This is a genomic window from Carnobacteriaceae bacterium zg-84 (genome assembly GCA_013874835.1).
Classification (GTDB): Bacteria; Bacillota; Bacilli; order Lactobacillales; family Aerococcaceae; genus WM01.
Map to the genome: position 1 here is coordinate 257,398 of CP059430.1, position 20,868 is coordinate 278,265.

The following is a 20,868-nucleotide window of genomic DNA, read 5'->3' on the forward strand; positions in this document are numbered from 1 at the left end:
TTGGTTTGGCTATTGTATTGAAAACGATAATAGAGTAGAATAGAAAAGCGTACCTACGGGGGTGGGTACACTTATTGAATTAACTAATGAGAGGAACATAATTAAATGAAAAAACAAATCAATTATATCACATTGATGATACTGTTTTTGAGTCTTTTTATGCCGAGTATTTCTGCTTTTGCAACAGGAAGAGATTTAACCAATCAAGTGACATTAAGCGATATAATTATAAAAGACAGCTCTGGTTCAAAACCATTGTCTGGAACAAATAATACACAAACAGGAACTACCAAAACACTAGATGCGAAAGTGTTTTTTACAGGTAAGTATGATTTATCTTCATTAGGTGCTACACTTGCATCTGGCGATTATTTTACAGTAAGTGTACCTGAGTATATTCACTTAGTTTCAGGTTCATATCCACTTATTCATCCAGAAACGAATATTCAGTTAGGGACAATGGTATCTGATTCAGATACAGGAAAAATTACAGTGACCTTTAATGAAAATATTGAACAAGAAGCAAATGTAAAAGGAGCATTTTCTGCAGAATCAACATTGAGTTTACAAGAAGGAAGTAATCAGTTTACATTTCCAGACGGCTCAACGTACGAGGTGGTATATAATTATGTCGAAAATCCTTTAGATGCTTATAAAATAATTGGAGAAAGTATTTTTAAAGTTGGTTATAATAGCAATGAAGAAACACTAGGTTGGCAAGTACGTATCAATCGTCAAAAATATGATTATAGAGATACAAATGTTACGGTAAAAGACAATATCAATATTGAAGATAATACATTAACAACCTATTTAAAAGATTCATTTGTATTAAAAAAAGTAATATTTGATAATCAAGAATCTTTTTTACCAGATGTCACATCTGAAGAAAATATATCAATCACAATGAATAAAGAGGAGTTTGACGCAGCACCTGCGGGAACAATCGCTTTATTAACCATAAAAGACAGTGGAACCGCATTTGAATTAAATTTAGGGAATGCTGTTGGTACAAATAGCTATCTTTTAGAATATCGTACAACAAATCCTGGAGATCAAACAGAAATAAGCAATGCTGTATCGTTATTAGTTGGTGGAGAAGCTCAAAAAACATTTGACTCTTATATAGGAGAAGATAATACAGCTACCCAACATACTCAAAAACAAATTGCTATACAAAAAGCTGGTGCAACCATACAATCTGATTTAACTGGAAAAATTAAAATCACGAAGTATGATGCTGATGATGCAACAATATTATTAGAAGGTGTTGTATTCGTTGTTACAAAAGAAGATGATACTTCTATTTCTTATGAAATCACAACAGATAGTAAAGGTGTTGCGATTACACCAGAATTAGTTCCAGGAACATATACTATCGTTGAGAAAAAATCTAAAGCAGGATATATTTTAGATGTCAATCCAAAGCGTGCGGAAATGAAAATAGATAAAACACCTGTTCGTTTGAATATTTCTAACAAAAAAGATAATGCTGTTAAACCAGTAGATGTAACGCTAAAAGCTAAAAAAGAACTAACAGGAAAAGCATTAACAGACAATCAATTTACCTTTGAATTGAAAAACGGTGATGCAGTCGTTGCCACAGCGACAAACAAAGCAGACGGCACGATTACATTTACTCCACAATATTTTGATGCAGAAGGAACATTTACTTATACAATCGTAGAAAAAGATGATAAACAAGCCAATGTGACGTATGACATCACAGAAAAACAAGTCAAAGTCGTGGTAACAAAAGGTGACAACAATCAACTAGTGGCAACTGTCACATATGATGAAACAGAAACAATACCAGTCTTTACAAACATATATACAGAACCAAAAGCAACACCGGTAGATGTAACATTCCAAGCTAAAAAAGAACTAACAGGAAAAGCATTGGTGGACAATCAATTTACGTTTGAATTGAAAAACGGTGATGAAGTTGTTGCCACAGCGACAAACAAAGCAGACGGCACAATTACATTCGATACACAACATTTTGATGCAGAAGGAACATTTACTTATACAATCGTAGAAAAAGATGATAAACAAGCCAATGTGACGTATGACATCACAGAAAAACAAGTCAAAGTCGTGGTAACAAAAGGTGACAACAATCAACTAGTGGCAACTGTCACATATGATGAAACAGAAACAATACCAGTCTTTACAAACACATATACAGAGCCAAAAGCAACACCGGTAGATGTAATGCTAAAAGCTAAAAAAGAATTAACGGGCAAAGTGTTGGTGGACAATCAATTTACTTTTGAATTGAAACAAGGTGATGAAGTTGTTGCCACAGCAACAAACAAAGCAGACGGCACGATTACATTCACTCCACAACATTTTGATGCAGAAGGAACATTTATTTACACAATTTCAGAGAAAAATGATAAGCAAGCCAATATCACCTATGACGCAACAGAAAAACAAGTCAAAGTCGTGGTGACAAAAGGCGACAACAATCAACTAGTGGCAACTGTCACATATGATGAAACAGAAACAATACCAGTCTTTACAAACACATATACAGAGCCAAAAGCAACACCGGTAGATGTAACGCTAAAAGCTAAAAAAGAATTAACAGGAAAAGCATTAACGGATAATCAATTTACCTTTGAATTGAAAAACGGTGATGCAGTCCTTGCCACAGCGACAAACAAAGCAGATGGCACGATTACATTTACTCCACAACATTTTGATGCCGCGGGCACATTTACTTACACAATTTCAGAGAAAAATGATAAACAAGCCAATATTACCTATGACGTAACAGAAAAACAAGTCAAAGTCGTGGTAACAAAAGGCGACAACAATCAACTAGTGGCAACTGTCACATATGATGAAACAGAAACAATACCAGTCTTTACAAACATATATACAGAACCAAAAGCAACACCGGTAGATGTAACATTCCAAGCTAAAAAAGAATTAACAGGTAAAGTGTTGGTGGACAATCAATTTACCTTTGAGTTGAAAAAAGATAATGCAGTAATCGCCACAGCGACAAACAAAGCAGATGGCACGATTACATTTACTCCACAACATTTTGATGCCGCGGGCACATTTACTTACACAATTTCAGAGAAAAATGATAAACAAGCCAATATTACCTATGACGTAACAGAAAAACAAGTCAAAGTCGTGGTAACAAAAGGCGACAACAATCAACTAGTGGCAACTGTCACATATGATGAAACAGAAACAATACCAGTCTTTACAAATACATATACAGAACCAAAAGCAACACCGGTAGATGTAACATTCCAAGCTAAAAAAGAATTAACAGGTAAAGTGTTGGTGGACAATCAATTTACCTTTGAGTTGAAAAAAGATAATGCAGTAATCGCCACAGCGACAAACAAAGCAGATGGCACGATTACATTTACTCCACAACATTTTGATGCCGCGGGCACATTTACTTACACAATTTCAGAGAAAAATGATAAACAAGCCAATATTACCTATGACGTAACAGAAAAACAAGTCAAAGTGGTGGTGACAAAAGGTGACAACAATCAACTAGTGGCAACAGTAACCTATGATGAAGCAGAGGCCACACCAGTCTTTACAAACACATATACAGAACCAAAAGCAACACCAGTAGATGTAACGCTAAAAGCTAAAAAAGTTTTAGAAAATAAAATGTTAAATGGGCAAGATTTTATGTTTGTCTTAAAACAAAATGATACAGTTATTGAACAAGTATCGAATAAACAAGATGGTAAGATTTCATTTACACCATTATCATTTGATAAAGTAGGTACATATTATTTTGTAATGAATGAAGTTATTGGAGATAATGCAAATATTACTTATGATATGACACAAATAGCTATTACCATTACAGTGACAGAAGAAGCTGGAAGATTAGTAGCAACTGTTTTATACAATGGAGCACCAGATGAACCAGTATTTGTAAATACATATCATACACCAACAGTACCACCAAAAGAACTACATTCAAGTAAAACAACGACAACAACTACTACACCATCTCGTGAAAACGAGAAACCAGTTTTACCAAAAACAGGAACAAACACAATTTTGTCATCTATATTGATGTTAGTTGGTTTTAGTTTAGTTTTAACATCAGGTATTGTGTATCAGTATCGTCAAAAATCATGATAAATTCATTTAATAAAATAGATTTTTTGTCAAATTGTGGTAGCCAGTTTTACTATTATTAAAACAGAACTAAAAAAGTGTGAAACACCAGATAGGCGTTTCACACTTTTTATTTTAATTATGTTATAACGTTTCGTTAGCAATATCTTCAACAAGTGAATGTTTTGTAACTTGTCTAATGCTGAATATGTTAAATAACATTAAAATTGTTAGTAAAGTGATGCTACTAATGATTGTTGGGGAAAGAGGATAGTGGAAAATGATTCCAGATACTTTCATTGAACCAACAGTAATTGAATTTAAAAATAGATATTGTAGCCCTATGCTACATAAAATCGCAACAATAATAGATGTAATACCTGCTTGTAAGTTTTCGATAGATAGCATTGTTCTAATTTGGCTTGTTGTCATACCGATAGAACGTAGCATCGCAAACTCTCGACGACGTAGTTGAATATTAGAGGACACATTATTAAAAGTTGCTGTTAAGCACAAGATAGAAACGAGTGATAGGAACCCGTAGACGATGATTTGAATAATATTTAAAAATCCATTGATTGAACGTACTTGTTGTGATGTATTTGTAATGAATTCAATATCAAATGTATCTTTGATTAAATTTGTCACTTTTTCATCGGCATCTTTTGTTGTGGTAATACCCGTATAAACGTTAACATGATTTTCTTTGTATAAAATATTTGCCATACGTGCATAGTTTTTGTTAGATACAAGGAATGTTTCAGTAGGATATAAACCGACAGTTAATGTTGTAAAGTCGATCGCTTTTAAAATTGTTATATTAATTTTACTCGTGTCGATTGCTGTAGGACCAAATGTTACTAACTCTGTTTCTTTATTTACTAATGATGTATTTTCTGTTAGAGATTCTTTAGTGACTAAAATACCGACGTTTTCTTTTTCAAATTCTTCTTTAGAAATATTCGCTAATTTTAAAATAGCGGCTTCTTCTTTTTCGGATACTGTGGCAAGAGCAGGACTAAGTATCGTTTGGTTAGATTGTTTTAAAATATCAAGATTCGTTTCGACGGGTATGTATTTTTCATACATAACTTCTTTAACGTCAGTCCAGTTTTTTGCTGTTTCGTACAATTTTGTATCCGCCGTATTCTGTACATCCATAACAACTAAATCATAAGACATAAACAGTGTTTTAGGCTGACCTTTTTGAATAGCTCCCGTCGCCACCTGTTGCATTTCAATCATTAAGTTTGTAATACTATTAAATGAAATTAAACTCAATGTTAAAATGATAAATATCATACGAGTTCGAGAACTATTAAATTTTTTATAATTGTGAGCCAAATGTCCCGATGTTTTGAATACACGTGCAGCTAAGCTGCGTTTGCCAGTTTTCGTTTTTTGCTTCATTTTAATATAGCGAACAAAGGGAACTTGCTTAATATTTTCAATAGCGGTACGTTTTGTTGCACGTATGCTAGGAATAAGTGTTGACAAAACAATAATAAAAGCAACCAATAATGCAATCCCTGCCAGAAGAGGAGCATCAATTATCATTGGAATTTGAATAACATCTTCTTGAATGCGCATTAAAATATTGTTAATCACATTGATTGAAATACCAATACCGACAATACCAATAATAATACCACAAATAATAGAGATACTACCTATCCAAAATCCCTCCATTAACAACATATAACGGATTTGTCGTCTAGTCGTTCCAACACTTGCCAATGCACCTAATTGTTTTAAACGTTCATTTAACGATAACATAAACGATGAAGTAATAATCATAATAGAAATGATACTCAATATACCAATAACAAAATAGGCCATAGTTTTTAGGCTGTCAAAGCTATCCGTGTAGAAACTATTCTCTTTATCAAAGATGCCATAAGTTGCTAATACAGACTGATTGTATTCGAATGTTTGATGATTGTATGCTTTCAATGTTGGAAAAAACGATGCATCTAAATGATTTGCATGCCCCAACACAATCGTTTTTGAGGGAAGTGGATTGTTCTCACTGAAAAACCATTTATTTGCAGTATAGTCACTAATAATTCCTGTTATTTTATAATATTGTAATGCACCCCCAATATACAATGGATAGTTATCGCCAATTTTATAGACAATAGTACCTTTCCCTGTTTGGTTATCTGATGTAAAGTTTGAATCCTCTATACGTTGAGAAGTTTTGGTAATGGCTATTTCGTTAGGTTTAGTTGGTAGTGTTCCAGAAGAAAGTTTTCCAAAGAAACCAATTTGTTTATTGTATGTTTCTTCATTTAATTTATAAGCATAGCCATAAAATTCTTTGTTAGGAGAATCTTCATCAAGAATGGGTACACCTTGAAATTCAAGTAAATCTTTTACAAAGCTAGCCGATTGTAATTGTTCTAAATCTTGTTTCGTATCAACGACTGTTCGGAAATGCCAATCGCCATTATTTTGTACGGTTTGATTGTAGAACATGGCACGCATCCCCGTTAGAAATACGACAATAGCGGTAAGCAAAGACATAATAATGGTTATGGACAAACCTGTTAAAAACGTTCTTTTTTTATTTTCTTTTAATTGTGCTAATGTTAATTTGTTTAAAATATTCATACACGAATCACCTCATCTTTGATAATTTTTCCGTCAGATAGTGTAATCACACGGTCAGCCTGCAGCGCAATGTCTAAATCATGTGTAATGACAATCAATGTTTGATTATATTTTTGATGAGATAAACGTAGTAATGACAAAATTTCTTTGGTGTTATCACTGTCTAAATTCCCTGTTGGTTCATCTGCTAAAAAAATAGCAGGTTTTGCGATAAGAGAACGTCCAATAGAAACACGCTGTTGTTGCCCACCAGATAATTGGTGCGGTAAATGTTTACGTCTATTAGAAAGTCCTAGTGTTTTCAAAATTTCTTCTAAATAATCTTGAGGAATTTTTTGTGAATCTAATTCAATGGGTAAAGTAATATTATCCACAACGTTTAAAACTGGAATTAAATTATAAAACTGATACACAAGCCCAATTTGGCGGCGTCTAAAAATAGCTAAATTATCAGGAGATAATTTATAAATATCCGTATTATTGATAATCACGCTACCACTTGTTGGTTTATCTACCCCACCTAATAAATGTAAAAGCGTTGATTTACCAGATCCACTTGACCCAACAATCGCAACAAATTCTCCTTTCTCAATACTCAAGTTGATGTTATCTAATGCCACCACTTGATTTTCTCCTTTTCCATAAATTTTTGATAAGTTTTTTACTTCTAAAATTGGCATAGTTATTCCTCCTAATAATTTTTTATTGTATAAATGTATGATGATAAAAAGAAATATCTCCTCCTAATCGTATTCCTTTTCTCTGTCTTTAGTATAAAAAATGAAAGTGACAAAAAAGTGACAAAATGTCATTTTCTAAAAAAGAATTTCTACGTTTTATATTGACGAAACACGGAAAAAGTGGTAACGTTTTCTTGTTTTATAAAGTATGGAGTAATAGGAAGAATGAAAAACAAAATTTATTATGTTACCTCAAAGCAATGGGAATTTGTTTATAATAATATGAACAAAGAAAATGTAATGTATTTTGAAATAGACGGGAAAGAGATACAAACGGTGCATGCATTTATTGATGCTATGATAGAGACGTTTCAATTACCAGATGAACATCGCTATCGTTTTACAGAACCCGAACGTATCAATGGCACGAATTGGCCTGCGTTTCGTGATAGAATGACAGATTTACTATGGTTTGATGACTGGACAGCACCTATTTGTTTTGTAATAAAGAATTTCAGAAAGTTTATGGTTGAAACGAAAAGTGATAGAGAACATGCAAATGACTCTGAGTATATAAGAGATAAGGAATATATTATGTGGAATTTTGAAGAAGTTATCTTACCGTTCTGGGAAGAAGAAATTGAGCAGATTGTTGTTGGGGGAGAAAAAAGAGTGTTCAATGTGTATTGTGTAGACTAAACTTGAATAATAACCCATTAAATAACCTTTTAAGAGAAGAAAAGAGATTAGATGATGCTCCTTTTGGTATTGAAATATTTCTCCCAGATATCATTTAAAATACTGTGACGAAGTCAGAAATGCAACAAAAATAGAAGAGAATAAGTGCTTCTATTATAAGTCTAGTTCAGTATAGAAAATGACAAGAATTTTGTAAGAAAAAGAACATAGGATAGAAAAACCAGAGACAATGAAATTGATTTGTCTCTGGTTTAAAGTCCAATTTTACTATGAAATGGTTCTAAGAGAACACTAATAAGGAGAATTTAGAAGTGAAAAACAAAATTTATTATGTCACATCAAAACAATGGGGATTTGTTTATAATAATATGAACAAAGAAAATGTAATGTATTTTGAAATAGACGGCAAAGACATCCAAACGTTGCATGCATTTATTGATGCCATGATAGAAACATTCCGATTACCCGATGAACACCGCTATCGTTTTCCAGAACCCGAACGTATCAATGGTACGAATTGGCCTGCGTTTCTTGATAGAATGCGAGAGTTATCATGGTTTCATTGGACAGCACCTATTTGTTTTGTGATAAAGAATTTTAGTCAATTTATGCTAAAAGATGAAGGAAAAAAAGGGCAAACAACGGATCCTGAGCATATGACAGAGAAGGAATATATTATATTTGTTTTTGAAGAATATATTTTACCATTTTGGGAGGAAGAGGTAGAGCAGGTTGTAGTAGAAGGAAAAAAACGATCGTTCAATGTGTATTGTGTAGACTAAAAATAAATGAGAAAACATGGCAGTTTACTATTTATCTGAAAGAGAATGGGAAAATATATTCAAAAAACGTGATATTCATTTGGATAATTGTACGGTTCTTTATGGAAAAACAATCCAAACAAAACAAGCCTTTTTTGATATTATACAAAAAAGTTATCTTTTGAAAGATGCGTGTTTAAAAGATTGGCATACATTATCCTTTGGTTTGAAGGATATGATAAAAGATAGTTCCGATAGAGTTTCTTTGGTTATATTCGACTCTCAAGCCTGTTTTTCGTTAGAGTCTTTAGAGGAAAAAGAAGAATTATTACATTGGTATAAGTGGGACACACAATCGAATGTCGATGAACAAGAAATACTAGATGTTTATGTTGTGGATAAGGCATTAACCAATGAAATGTTGTTTTTAAATGAACATGAATGGCAAAAACTATCAGAAACACTGAATAAAGAAGATTGTCTATATGTCGAAATGGACGGGGGACACTTACCCACTTATGAACAATTTTGTGATGAGATGATAAAATCATTCTATACACAAGAGAGCATAAAATGGAGTTTAGATACTTTTGAAAATGAGTTTAGAGGTAACTTTGATTTTTATGTACAGGCTATTTATCTTGTCATTAAAGGTTATGCAAAGTGTTTAGTGGATAGTCCAAGGCATAAAGAAATTTTAGAAGTAATTTTTAGAGATACTATTCATCAAAAATTTTTATGTTATGGTTGTACGAGGTATGAAAAAGTCTTTAACATTTATTAGTAGACTAGTTTTTTAATAGGCTCTATGTCAAATAGGGTTGATGACTCATAAAAGGTAGTGATGTCACAAATGTTACGTCACTATCTTTTTATTTTAAGTCACAAAGTGATGTACGGCTCACCAAAATGTACACGATACATGTCTCTTCCCCTACGTTGTGCGGGGAAGGAGCTATTCGTACATCACTTTTGACTTAAACTATTAAGCAACTAGTGAAGTAGATGGTACGGTATATGGTACATATAACTTACACATTAATAAAATACGATTTCTAAAATGTGAAAAGTTACGATAACCATAGGCATTTCTCTTAAGTACTTTAATTTTATGATTGATACCTTCAAGTGCACCGTTAGTCAAATGATGGTAGATAAAGGTGTTTTTAATATAGGGTAAATACCCTTTGAAAGTTCTTAATACTCTACGTAAACCAGGAGAAATAGCTTCCTGTTTAGCCCATATGAGTATTTCTTCAAATCGGTCAAAATCTCTATTATGTAAAGCATCTCTTAATTGATGAACGACATCGTATGTGGCTCTTAGTTCTGGGACTTGTTCCAATAAATAATCGACTATCCCTTGTGTATGCGTCATCCAATCAAACAGTGGAAAACGGTGATAAGGATAACTACTTAGTGTATCTGTGTTACTTAAAAACAACTTCCAATAACGTTTCATTTTGTTGTATAAACGGCGATTATTCTGATGTAAAGCTTTCATTACATGCACTCTATGTTTCGTTAATTCACGATTTAATGCTTGTACAATATGAAAAGGGTCGATAATGACATGTGCATTAGGAAATACTTGCTTGGATATCTGAATATAGGGGCGAAACATATCAATCGTAATTGTTTTAACAGCTTTTCTTGTCTGGGTATCGTATCTAGCAAAGTAGTCTAATAGCGTGCTGGATTTACGGTCGTGTACAACGTCAATCAGTTGATGAGTCAGTGCATCACAATAGATAAAACTCATGGCACTATCAGAAGATTTTACTGACTTGAATTCATCAAAACATAGATGATGAGGTAATTGCGTGTTGTGATTTACTTTTAAAGTAGAGGCGACCTTATCCACAATACGTCTGACCGTATGTACAGATACATTGTGTTGTTTAGCGATGTAGGTTTCTGAAATGGTTTCTGTTAAAGTGTCCATTATCTTTTGTTTTAAACGGTTCGTGATAAAACAATGCTTATCCACAATAGGTGTTTCAGCTGTAAATGATGATTGACAGGATTTACAATAAAAACGTTGTTTAGTGAGTGATAAATAGGCGTTTAGTCCTGAAATTTGGCATAAAGACAGTCGTGATTGACGTGTCCCATTTTTTACAATGCCATTGGTTGTGTGACAATTTGGGCAACAATCTGGTGTATAGGTTAATTTACCGTATAAGACTAATGATTTTTTATGTCGAATGTCACACTCTGATACGTTTTCATGATCAAATGTGATGTTTTTATCCTTTAATTGTAGTAAGATTTCTGTTATATTAGACATAGGCAATTTCTCCTTATTATTTGGTGGTACTTTTAATTTAAGAGAAAATTGCCTTTTTGTCTACATAAAATTAGGGTTGCTGGCTTATGCCATCAACCCTAAAAATTATACAGCCTTTTAATAACAAGGACCCAGAAATCATTTCACGATTTCTGGGTCCTTGTTGTATGCCTTTTTATGACTATGGTTTTGGGATAGAGCATGTAAATAATACACCGTCAGCTGTATTTTCCGCACTGAGTTTTCCATTATGTTGTTGGATGATTTCATAAGCTAAAGAAAGTCCAATGCCGACACTCGAAGATACAGCTTTTTTACCTCGGTAAAATCGTTCAAAGATATATGGTAAATCTTCTTTATCGATATGGCTTCCTTCGTTAAAAATGTAAATCGTTGAGAAAAAAACGGTGTCCTCAATCGAAATGCGTAATTGTTTGTACATTGGTGTATAGTCAATAGCATTTTTAATCACATTTGATACAGCTTCAGTAATGTAGAATGTATCGGCGTATAATGTTGCACCGTCGGGGTAAGAAACGTGTAGGTCAAGATGTTTATTTGTAATTAGCACATCTAGTTGGGAAAGAATTGAGTTTATGAATTCTTTTGTGTCTATTGTTTCCTTTTTTAGTTTGATGACACCGGCATCTAATCTTGTTAAAAGCAATAATGATTGAATAAGTACATTGATACGATCTAATTGTGGTTCGAGTAATTCTAGTTGTTCGTCACTCCGTTCTTCAACGGGTAGTGCTAGTAGCGTATCTGTGACAACTAGTAATGATGTTAAGGGTGTTTTCAACTGGTGGGAAATATCCGCAATATTTTTAGACAAATAGTCCTTATGTTTTTTTGTCGTCTTAAACTGGAAATGTAGCGCTGTTGCTGTTTGATATAGTTCATTTTTCAATGCAGATAAAGTACCCTCTTTATTCGAACGAATATCGTATACTGTTTCAGAATTAACAAAATGTGAAACGTATTCTTTTAGCTGACCAATTTCTTTATAAAGACTATTTAAATATAATGTCATACAGACAAAAATAAGTGCAGATAAAATAAACCAAATGATGAATAAATATATAAAAATGGTTTCTGGTGCAAAGGACATATTTTTAGGTGCAAATAAATGGTTTTGTAAATTGGAAACTTCTTTTAAAGCGTCTTGTGATAATGGAGCACCATTAAAATAATCTCGGAAACTGCCATTTGTCTGACTAATCGCAAATATCTCTGTGGCAATTGTTTGTAATTGCGTGCGATATAATTGTTGCCAATATATACCTAGTCCAAGAAGCAGTAACAAGATGCAAGCAGATAAGACAAAATATCCATAAAGCCATTTGCGTGCTTCGTGATTATGATAGACTTTCATGAATATCTCCTTTCAAACGATAACCAATTCCGCGTAATGTTTCAATCACGAGTGTATCCGATTCTATTTTTTGGCGAAGTCGTTTTAATGTAACAGTTAAAGTGTTATCGTTGACGAATGTGCCGTCATTATCCCACATATACGCTAAAATTTGTTCACGTGTTAATACTTGGTTAATGTGTTTAAAAAAGTAGAAGAAAAGTTTGTGTTCATTTTTAGAAAATTTAATTGGTTCATTTTCTCCTAGCGGTGTTACTGTTAAATGTTGTGTATCAACTTGTAAATGATGAAGTACACGTATATAGCTAGGCATTTCGAGTTGATAGCGTGAAATAATAGCTTGAATACGTGCTAGAACGATTGGTAAACGAAATGGTTTAGTAATATAGTCTTGGCTACCAAGGTGGAAACTATTGACAATAGTATCTTCCTCATCAATCGCAGATAAAAAAATAAATTTAATATGATTTGGCAGTGTTTGTGCAAAATCAATCCCGTTGCCGTCTGGTAGCATGATATCTAGTAAAGCTAACTGGATAGGTGTATCCGCTATAATGTGTTGAGCTTGTTTGATGTTTGAAGCGATATGTGTTGTATAACCAGCTCTTTGTAAAGCAAATGAAAGCCCATTTGCAATAATTTCCTCGTCTTCTAAAATTAAAATAGAAATCATATGGTCACCTCTCTTCATTTTTATTATAGCATGGAACATATTGAAATGAATAATGAAAACAGGCGAACCGATATTGAGTATCGGTTCGCCCTAGGATTATTTTACGAATTCTCGAGTTTTTTAATGTTCATGATGATGTGAAATCCATTCAATCGTGGAGTCGATCACATGATAATGCTCTAAAATATGTGAAATATCATGTCTTAATGCTTCACTAGGTTGATGTGTATGGATTTTGGCTGTAAACACATGGTGTTCATTATCCAATGTCCAAAAATGAACATCATGGATAGATTCAATACCATGTAGTGCAAGAATATCAGATTTGATTTTTTTTAGTGCTGATAAACTTGGTGTACGGTGCATAATGATGCGATAACTTGTAATAATATTGCTGATAACATTTCTTAATACAATTAAACCAATAACAATGGATAGAATAGAATCTAAAATATACCAATTTGTAAAGAAAATGACAATACTTGTGATAAAAACAGCTACCCAACCTAATAAATCTTCTAATAAATGTGCAAAGACACTTCTATCTAAAATATTTTTAGCACCATTTAATTTCATAGCAGCAATAAAGTTTGCGGCTATACCAAAAATAGACATTAAGAAAATACCACCGGAATTCACAAATTCAGGTTTGAATAGTTTTTGAAAAGCTTCTGTAAAAATAAAAATTGTCCCAGATAATAAAACAACACTATTGATAATAGCACCAACTAAAGATAAGCGTTTATAACCATAAGAATATTTTTGATTGGCAGGTCTTTTGCTTGTCTTTTCTAAAATAAGTGAAAAAACAAGAATAAGTGCATCCCCTAAATCATGAACAGCATCAGATAAAATAGCAGTACTATTAAATAATGCGCCACCGATAAATTCTAAAATAGAAAAGACGAGATTTAATAATGTGGCAACACGTAAATTACTTGCACTGACATGACTATAATCGTGATGATGATGCCCATGTCCGTGTCCATGAGAGTGATTGTGATGGTTATGGTTGTGATGATGTGACATAAAAAGACCTCCGTAACAGTTGAGTGTATGTTCAAATGATACATATAGTATACTTGAGCAATTGTTCAACTGTCAAGAGGTATTTCATTAAATCGTATTGAATACGATTATTATAACATAAAAACATTCATTTTATATATATTTTATTTAAACTATAGCAAAAAAGAAGAAAGCAAACAGGAAATCGCTTGCTTTTTCTAAGGATAGGAGTACAATTAACATTAAAATAGCGTGACAAAATAAATAAAGAAAGATGTGATGATATGTTAAAAGGATTATTACTATTGCTAGTTGCTCTTTTATCAGGCTGTGCGTCTCAAACTCAACAAACGATAAAGCCTCTTGCAGAGGGATTTCAATTAACTGGAAAATATAAGGCAGAAGAAAATAGTAGTATTGAATATATTTGGTTTGAAAATAATAAGATGATATTATCCGTATATCCACTTGATGATAGTCATCACAAAAATTCTAAAAATTTAGAAAAATTAAATCAATTTTCAACGATAGTAAATCAATTTTCTGAAGGGACTACTGAGAAAAACAAAAATCAAAAAATAGATGAGCCAAGTAAACCTACATTTATAAAATATAATAAAGACGTCCCCGGTTATGATGCTAAATATGGTTCATTATACTATGTTTTTTATCATCCAATCGTGAAGAAAACTGTTGGACAAGGAAATGACTGGCAAGTACAATTTGAGTCTAAATATGGAGTGATTGATTGCTTTATTTTTGATGTAACTGATGCAACAACGTTTAAAGATGATACAGGTGTGACTTATCATAAAGAATGAGAACTTAAAAGTGTCTAACTCAAACATTAAATATAAAGAGAATGTATTATAAAAAATTAGGGAACTAACATGGTAACGTGTTAGTTCCCTAATTTTTTATAGTTGGATTAATTTATTCGATATGATGTTCACAATGTTCTTGAATATGATTTAAAGAGACTTCTAATATATCATTGATATGATGGTCATCTAAAGAATATAAGACGAATTTTCCTTGTTTTAAGGATTTTACAAGTTTGGCATCTTTTAATGTTTTTAATTGATGTGAAATAGCAGATATAGACATATCCAATGTTGTTGCTAAGTCGTTTACGAACATTTCTTGTTCTTTCAATGTGTATAAAATACGTAATCGAGTTGGATCGCCCATTATTTTAAAGAGTCTAGAAAGTTTAATTAAATCAGTATTGTCCATTATGATAGACCTCCTTGTTAAAAGAAGCGTTAAATCAATCGGGATATTGATTTAACGCATATTTTATAAGCAAATTAATACCGGCATAATAATTGGTCTGCGTTCGGTTTGGTCGTATAAATAAGGTTGTAATGTATCAATGAATAGTTCGCGTAATTGTTTTTCGTTTAAAGGTTCATTGCTATCTAATACGTCATAAATGGCTTGACGTAAAATAGATTGAGCATCGCTAATCAACTCGCTAGATTCTCTCATGTAGACAAAGCCACGTGATAAAATTTCAGGTCCTGCTAATAAGAAACGTTCTTTTGTATCAATGGTTGCGACAACAATGACTAATCCTTCTTCTGATAAAGTACGTCTATCACGAATAACGACATTCCCAATATCTCCAATACCATTTCCGTCAACATAAATGTCATTGGCAATAAAACGACCTGCACGTCTTGCAGAGTTTGCTGTAACAGCAAGCATTTCACCATTTTCTAAAATAAAGCTATTTTCAAGTGGAACGCCTACTTGTGCAGCTGTTTCTGCGTGTAGTTTTTGCATTCTAAATTCACCATGTACGGGCATAAAGTATTTTGGTTTTAACAAACGTAACATTAACATTTGTTCTTGTTTACTACCATGTCCAGATGTATGAATATTGTTTAGTTTTCCATGAATAACATTTGCCCCAGCAGCATACAATAAGTTAATAACTTTGTTGACACTTGTTGTATTTCCTGGAATAGGCGAACTTGAGAAAATAACTGTATCCTTTGGTTGAATGGAAATTTGTCGATGTGTACCATTGGCAATACGACTTAAAGCAGCCATTGGCTCTCCTTGGGAACCTGTACACAAAATAATCACTTCATCCGACGGATATAAAGAAATATCTCGTCCGTCAATAAAGGTTTCTTTAGGTGCTTTAATGTAGCCTAATTCACGACCCGTGGCAAAAGCTGCTTCCATACTTCTACCGAATACAGCAATTTTTCTACCTGTTTCAATGGCAACTTCTACAACTTGTTGCAAACGTGAAATATTTGATGCGAATGTCGCAAAAATAATACGCCCGTCTATTTTTTTGATAATGTCATGAATGGCATTTCCAACTTCTTTTTCAGATTTTGTAAATCCTGAAATTTCAGAGTTAGTACTATCTCCTAACATTAACAAGACACCTTCGTCACCAATACGTGCCATTTTGTGTAAATCAGCAGGTTCACCAACTGGTGTGAAGTCAAATTTAAAGTCACCTGTTGAAACGATGTTTCCTGATGGTGTTTTAATAATGACACCAAAGGCTTCTGGAATACTATGTGTTGTCAAATAGAAACTAACAGATGTTTTTCTGAATTTAATAACTGAATTAGCATTTACTTCATTTAAAATAGCACTTCTTAGTAAACCATGTTCATCTAATTTATTGCGAATTAAAGCTAGAGCAAGTGGACCTGCGTAAATTGGAATATTTAATTCTTTTAATAAAAATGGGATACTACCAATATGGTCTTCGTGACCGTGTGTAATCACAAGAGCTTTTACTTTATGTTTATTTTGAATTAAATAACTATAATCTGGAATGACATAATCAATACCTAATAGATGTTCTTCTGGGAATTTCACACCACAGTCGATGACAATGATTTCATCTTGAAATTGGACACCATACATATTTTTTCCAATTTCTCCAAGCCCTCCAAGAGCGAAAACACCTGTTTCGTTATTTTGTAAATTGATTTTCATTTCTAGCACCACTCACTAGAAATCAACTAAAGCAAAATCGGGGCTTTTTTGCTCGTATTCTAAGTGTTTTTCATCTAATTCTTGTACAAATTCAATATTGTATGGTGTATTTTCTTCAACACGTTTACGTGCGTCTACTTTTGAAGTTGCGTCAATGTATAATGATTTTGTATGTTCACGACGAGGTGCTTCTGTTTTTGTTTCTTGATAAGTTACTTTAAAAATCATAATAATCTCCTTAAATATTTATATATTTTATGTTATTGAATACAAACGTATCACTTTACATTATAGCATAAAAATGCTTTAAAGTATATTGTTTTAGGGTTGTGTTAAAACAGCTCCTATAACGAAAAACATCACTCATGAAATAAGAGTGATGTTTTTCGTTTATGGCAATACATCATAGGCTAATTGATGAATAATGTCTTTATGTTGAGGATAAATCGCAAGTAATTGTTTTTGTGTAAATAATTCAAAATCGTCATAATCAAAAGCTGGTGTGACACAGCATCCAACAATAGCAAAGTCGTCATCATTGTTACTTTCTACTGTTGAACCAAAAATAACACCGCGAGGTACGGTAAATTGTAAAACATCATGTTCACCTAATCCAAGAGAAACAGTTTTGTATTCTCCATTTGGGAAAATCATGTGTACAGTCAATGGGTGACCTGCATGATAATACCATGTTTCATCAGATTTTAAACGATGAAAATGAGAGGGATTGTTCGTTTTTAGTAAAAATAGGATAGACGTTGCAACAGCTCGTGTCGTTGTTTTCAAAGAAATATTTATATCACTATGATATGTTTTTTTGAAATAACCTCCTTCAGAATGAGGTTCTAAGTTTAATTTTTTAACCCAATCATGTGCATTCATAAGACGCCTCCACGTTTTTTCTATAGTTTAACAAAATTATTCTTATTTGTTAAGTTTATTATCTTATTTGAAATCATTCTAAATAAGAGTTGACTTTTAATAGAACATACGGTAAAATTATCTTATCAATAATAATTCTAAATAAGAATTGTTTATATAAAAGGAGAGTATCAAATGTCAAAAGAAACAGTATTAAATGAATTAGTTGGGAACTTAGGTGTATTATACATTAAACTACATCAACACCATTTTTATGTAAAAGGAGAAGCGTTCTTCCGTTTACACCAAAAATTTGAAGATTACTACAATGAAGTTCACGAACAATTAGATGAAGTAGCAGAACGTCTTTTAATGATTAAAGGTAAACCAGTATCAACATTAGCTGAATTTTTAGAAGTATCTTCTATCAAAGAAGCACCATATACAAAAGAAAAATCTCAAATTGAAATGGTTAAAGAGGTTGTAGAAGACTTTAAAGTTATCGTTTCACTATTAGAAAAAGGTATTGATGCAACAGAAGGCGACCACGTAAGCCAAGATATGTTAATTGGTATTAAAGGATTTTATGATAAAGAGTTGTGGATGTTAGAAGCAACTTTAGGTTAAACAAACTTAAAATAAAGACACTCGAACATGACAAAAATGTTCGAGTGTCTTTATTTTAATATTTGGGATACGTTCGTATTAAAAGTACTGACTAAAAAGGATTATATAAAAGAGAAAAACAGACGTTTATTTTCCTCTTTCGTTTTATAGAGTGCATCCTTTTAGTTTATCTATGCTTTTTGATAAGTGTAAGCATTTTTTGTTGAGGTGTTGGCATAGGGTACTTATGAAACTCACTTGGATGTACCCATATACCTTTTATATTGGCAGGTAGGCCAACTACTTTCACGACATCAATATGCCATTTTAAATGACTAAATAAATGTGTGACAGTTCCAATTTTTTCAAATACTTCATGAGTTCCTTTTTTAGTTGGTTGTTTAACAGGTATAGTATAAGGTTCTTCATTTTCAAAAATATTTAAAGCTGTTTGCTCATACACTTTATTTTCAACCATAGGGAATAGCCACATATTTGCCAATAATCCATTTTCTTCGCGTTGCTGCAAATAAAATTGTCCTTTGTCATTTTCGATAACATAGGCTGTATAATAAACATTTGTTGCTTTAGATTTTTTTGATTTAATGGGGTAAATGTGCATCGTTCCATTTTGATATGCCGCATTAAATTTTTTAATTGGGCTAATCTCTGGTTTAGGATTGGAAGCAGAACAAATATCGGTTCCTAAATCCATAAGAGCTTGGTTAAAATCACCCGGTCTATTTGGGTCGATGAGTTCTTTCATTAAGGCTTCGATAACAGTACGTGTTTTTGGTTGAGCAATATCTAAATTGATTTCAAATAAGCGAGCCATAACACGCATCACATTTCCGTCGACAGCAGGTTCGGGAAGATTGAATGCAATACTTGCAATCGCACCTGCTGTATAAGGGCCAATACCTTTTAGTGCCAAAATATCTTTTAATGTTTGAGGCATTTTTCCATTGTGTAATGCAACCATTTGTTGAGCAGCTTTTTGCATATTGCGAACACGTGAATAATACCCTAATCCTTCCCATGCTTTTAATAAAACAGATTCCGGAGCATTCGCCAAATCTGTAATGGTAGGGAATAGTGTCATGAAACGTGTGTAATAAGGAATAACAGTCACAACTTGTGTTTGTTGGAGCATGATTTCGGACACCCAAATGGCATACGGATCTTTTGTGCGACGCCAAGGTAAATCACGCTTATTCTCATCGTACCATTTTAATAAAGTTTGTCTAAAATCTTCGATTTTTTCCTTTTCCCATAAGATAATGCCATTATCTTTCAATAAATCTGTCATCTTCGTTCTCCATTTTATCATTGATATATGCTCTAATATCATCGTATGAAAAACCTTTTTGATAAAGAGCATTTGATAATTTTTGTTTTAATATATACCCATTGTATGATTTTGCATATCGCTTGTACAAAGTATCTGCATGCTCGTACAGTGCCTCTAATTCATCTTCTTTTGAAACAGCAATATCGACATGTGAAACAGCTTCTTTGGCTACGGCATATGTATAGCCTTTTTGTACAAGATGTTGCGTTGTTTTTTCTAACAATGCTTTTTTTGACATTTTCTTTTGTTTTTGTATATATTTGGACGCAACAGAAATGGCTGTATCTAATTCATCAGGTGAGTAGTATTGTTCTATACCTTCATCAATAAGTTGTGTATCAATACCCTTTTTTTGTAAAGTTTGGATAATGGCATGCTTTCCTTTTTTAGTTGTCGCTAATGTATTTTGAATAAAGGCTTTTACATAAAAAGTATCATTGATATATTTTTCTTTTTTCAACTGGTTAATGGCATTCTCAATAAGTGGTATATGAACATCCTCTAAAGACAGTAATTTATCATACACCTCTTTTTCTGTTCTTAAGCCATAAGATAAATACTGAATGCCTTTTAAATAAACACGTTGATAGTCATTATGAGATAAAATCTCATGCTCAAGGTCATCGGTTAGTACCATACCTTTGTGTAGACGAAATTTAATGAGAGTATCTTCTGAAACACCAAATTTAAATGTGTCATTCACAAAAATATTATAACGATTTTTTTTCTTTTTTTGGACTTCAATCGCAGTAATTGTATTCATGATGTACCTCTTTTCTTATTCATAATGAAAGTATACATGAAGAAGAACATATAACGCTAGTTTGATTAAAATTTGATGATAAAAAATATTGACTTCTATTGA

The 20,868-nt window shown here is 32.6% G+C and carries 18 protein-coding genes; 6 read left to right on the forward strand and 12 right to left on the reverse strand.

The annotated features are described in order from the left end of the window. Nucleotides 1-105: 105 nt before the first annotated feature. Nucleotides 106-4,134: a hypothetical protein gene (locus H1220_01230; protein ID QMI86024.1), complete on the forward strand. Its 4,029-nt coding sequence runs from the start codon at nucleotides 106-108 to the stop codon at nucleotides 4,132-4,134. A 123-nt stretch (nucleotides 4,135-4,257) separates the two neighbouring features. Here the strand turns inward: H1220_01230 and H1220_01235 are convergent, their stop codons facing one another. Together H1220_01235 and H1220_01240 are read right to left on the reverse strand one after the other, a co-directional pair. Then, nucleotides 4,258-6,726, reverse strand: coding sequence for an ABC transporter permease (locus H1220_01235; GenBank protein QMI86025.1), 2,469 nt, complete (start codon nucleotides 6,724-6,726; stop codon nucleotides 4,258-4,260). Then, entirely contained in the window at nucleotides 6,723-7,406 is a 684-nt protein-coding gene (locus H1220_01240; protein ID QMI86026.1) for an ABC transporter ATP-binding protein, read from the reverse strand. The genes H1220_01235 and H1220_01240 overlap by 4 nt, the downstream gene beginning before the upstream one ends. A 225-nt stretch (nucleotides 7,407-7,631) precedes the next feature. On the opposite strand from H1220_01240, the gene H1220_01245 reads away from it, so the two are divergent. From H1220_01245 to H1220_01255, 3 genes are all read left to right on the forward strand, one after another. After that, nucleotides 7,632-8,105, forward strand: a complete 474-nt coding sequence (locus H1220_01245; protein ID QMI86027.1) for a hypothetical protein — start codon at nucleotides 7,632-7,634, stop codon at nucleotides 8,103-8,105. A 311-nt stretch (nucleotides 8,106-8,416) separates the two neighbouring features. Next, nucleotides 8,417-8,887, forward strand: a complete 471-nt coding sequence (locus H1220_01250; GenBank protein QMI86028.1) for a hypothetical protein — start codon at nucleotides 8,417-8,419, stop codon at nucleotides 8,885-8,887. 16 nt (nucleotides 8,888-8,903) lie between these two features. Next, nucleotides 8,904-9,650 (forward strand): hypothetical protein, encoded by a 747-nt coding sequence (locus tag H1220_01255; protein QMI86029.1) that lies wholly within the window; start codon nucleotides 8,904-8,906, stop codon nucleotides 9,648-9,650. A gap of 201 nt (nucleotides 9,651-9,851) precedes the next feature. Here the strand turns inward: H1220_01255 and H1220_01260 are convergent, their stop codons facing one another. From H1220_01260 to H1220_01275, 4 genes are all read right to left on the reverse strand, one after another. Beyond that, a complete protein-coding gene (locus tag H1220_01260; protein QMI86030.1) occupies nucleotides 9,852-11,156 on the reverse strand; it encodes an ISL3 family transposase in 1,305 nt (434 codons plus the stop codon). A gap of 181 nt (nucleotides 11,157-11,337) precedes the next feature. Next, a complete protein-coding gene (locus tag H1220_01265; GenBank protein ID QMI86031.1) occupies nucleotides 11,338-12,531 on the reverse strand; it encodes a HAMP domain-containing histidine kinase in 1,194 nt (397 codons plus the stop codon). Next, complete coding sequence (locus H1220_01270) at nucleotides 12,515-13,204, reverse strand: response regulator transcription factor (GenBank protein QMI86032.1); 690 nt, start codon at nucleotides 13,202-13,204, stop codon at nucleotides 12,515-12,517. The genes H1220_01265 and H1220_01270 overlap by 17 nt, the downstream gene beginning before the upstream one ends. Before the next feature lie 120 nt (nucleotides 13,205-13,324). Further along, a complete protein-coding gene (locus H1220_01275; GenBank protein ID QMI86033.1) occupies nucleotides 13,325-14,233 on the reverse strand; it encodes a cation transporter in 909 nt (302 codons plus the stop codon). A gap of 263 nt (nucleotides 14,234-14,496) precedes the next feature. On the opposite strand from H1220_01275, the gene H1220_01280 reads away from it, so the two are divergent. Continuing rightward, nucleotides 14,497-15,033 carry a hypothetical protein gene (locus tag H1220_01280; protein ID QMI86034.1) on the forward strand — a complete coding sequence of 179 codons (537 nt, stop codon included), beginning with the start codon at nucleotides 14,497-14,499 and terminating at the stop codon, nucleotides 15,031-15,033. 112 nt (nucleotides 15,034-15,145) lie between these two features. On the opposite strand, the gene H1220_01285 is transcribed toward H1220_01280, so the two are convergent. The 4 genes from H1220_01285 to H1220_01300 all read right to left on the reverse strand — a co-directional run bounded on the left by H1220_01285 (nucleotide 15,146) and on the right by H1220_01300 (nucleotide 18,067). Further along, the gene (locus H1220_01285) at nucleotides 15,146-15,448 is read right to left on the reverse strand and encodes a winged helix-turn-helix transcriptional regulator (GenBank protein QMI86035.1); all 303 of its coding nucleotides are present in this window, start codon (nucleotides 15,446-15,448) and stop codon (nucleotides 15,146-15,148) included. A gap of 63 nt (nucleotides 15,449-15,511) precedes the next feature. Further along, nucleotides 15,512-17,185 carry a ribonuclease J gene (locus H1220_01290; protein ID QMI86036.1) on the reverse strand — a complete coding sequence of 558 codons (1,674 nt, stop codon included), beginning with the start codon at nucleotides 17,183-17,185 and terminating at the stop codon, nucleotides 15,512-15,514. 15 nt (nucleotides 17,186-17,200) lie between these two features. Further along, entirely contained in the window at nucleotides 17,201-17,413 is a 213-nt protein-coding gene (locus H1220_01295) for a DNA-dependent RNA polymerase auxiliary subunit epsilon family protein (GenBank protein QMI86037.1), read from the reverse strand. Nucleotides 17,414-17,575: 162 nt separating this feature from the next. Beyond that, the gene (locus tag H1220_01300; GenBank protein QMI86038.1) at nucleotides 17,576-18,067 is read right to left on the reverse strand and encodes a cupin domain-containing protein; all 492 of its coding nucleotides are present in this window, start codon (nucleotides 18,065-18,067) and stop codon (nucleotides 17,576-17,578) included. 174 nt (nucleotides 18,068-18,241) lie between these two features. On the opposite strand from H1220_01300, the gene H1220_01305 reads away from it, so the two are divergent. After that, complete coding sequence (locus H1220_01305) at nucleotides 18,242-18,673, forward strand: DNA starvation/stationary phase protection protein (protein ID QMI86039.1); 432 nt, start codon at nucleotides 18,242-18,244, stop codon at nucleotides 18,671-18,673. A gap of 166 nt (nucleotides 18,674-18,839) precedes the next feature. Here H1220_01305 and mutY read toward each other — a convergent pair whose 3' ends face one another. Further along, nucleotides 18,840-19,961, reverse strand: coding sequence for an A/G-specific adenine glycosylase (gene mutY, locus H1220_01310; GenBank protein QMI86040.1), 1,122 nt, complete (start codon nucleotides 19,959-19,961; stop codon nucleotides 18,840-18,842). Next, entirely contained in the window at nucleotides 19,939-20,766 is an 828-nt protein-coding gene (recX, locus tag H1220_01315) for a recombination regulator RecX (protein QMI86041.1), read from the reverse strand. Before recX ends, mutY begins: the two co-directional genes overlap by 23 nt. Nucleotides 20,767-20,868 lie beyond the last annotated feature (102 nt).

Coding starts and splice junctions, on each gene's coding strand:
- H1220_01230 (QMI86024.1), top strand. CDS start 106: ATGAAAAAACAAATCAATTATATCACATTGATGATACTGTTTTTGAGT.
- H1220_01235 (QMI86025.1), bottom strand. CDS start 6,726: ATGAATATTTTAAACAAATTAACATTAGCACAATTAAAAGAAAATAAA.
- H1220_01240 (QMI86026.1), bottom strand. CDS start 7,406: ATGCCAATTTTAGAAGTAAAAAACTTATCAAAAATTTATGGAAAAGGA.
- H1220_01245 (QMI86027.1), top strand. CDS start 7,632: ATGAAAAACAAAATTTATTATGTTACCTCAAAGCAATGGGAATTTGTT.
- H1220_01255 (QMI86029.1), top strand. CDS start 8,904: ATGGCAGTTTACTATTTATCTGAAAGAGAATGGGAAAATATATTCAAA.
- H1220_01260 (QMI86030.1), bottom strand. CDS start 11,156: ATGTCTAATATAACAGAAATCTTACTACAATTAAAGGATAAAAACATC.
- H1220_01265 (QMI86031.1), bottom strand. CDS start 12,531: ATGAAAGTCTATCATAATCACGAAGCACGCAAATGGCTTTATGGATAT.
- H1220_01270 (QMI86032.1), bottom strand. CDS start 13,204: ATGATTTCTATTTTAATTTTAGAAGACGAGGAAATTATTGCAAATGGG.
- H1220_01275 (QMI86033.1), bottom strand. CDS start 14,233: ATGTCACATCATCACAACCATAACCATCACAATCACTCTCATGGACAC.
- H1220_01280 (QMI86034.1), top strand. CDS start 14,497: ATGTTAAAAGGATTATTACTATTGCTAGTTGCTCTTTTATCAGGCTGT.
- H1220_01285 (QMI86035.1), bottom strand. CDS start 15,448: ATGGACAATACTGATTTAATTAAACTTTCTAGACTCTTTAAAATAATG.
- H1220_01290 (QMI86036.1), bottom strand. CDS start 17,185: ATGAAAATCAATTTACAAAATAACGAAACAGGTGTTTTCGCTCTTGGA.
- H1220_01295 (QMI86037.1), bottom strand. CDS start 17,413: ATGATTTTTAAAGTAACTTATCAAGAAACAAAAACAGAAGCACCTCGT.
- H1220_01300 (QMI86038.1), bottom strand. CDS start 18,067: ATGAATGCACATGATTGGGTTAAAAAATTAAACTTAGAACCTCATTCT.
- H1220_01305 (QMI86039.1), top strand. CDS start 18,242: ATGTCAAAAGAAACAGTATTAAATGAATTAGTTGGGAACTTAGGTGTA.
- mutY (QMI86040.1), bottom strand. CDS start 19,961: ATGACAGATTTATTGAAAGATAATGGCATTATCTTATGGGAAAAGGAA.
- recX (QMI86041.1), bottom strand. CDS start 20,766: ATGAATACAATTACTGCGATTGAAGTCCAAAAAAAGAAAAAAAATCGT.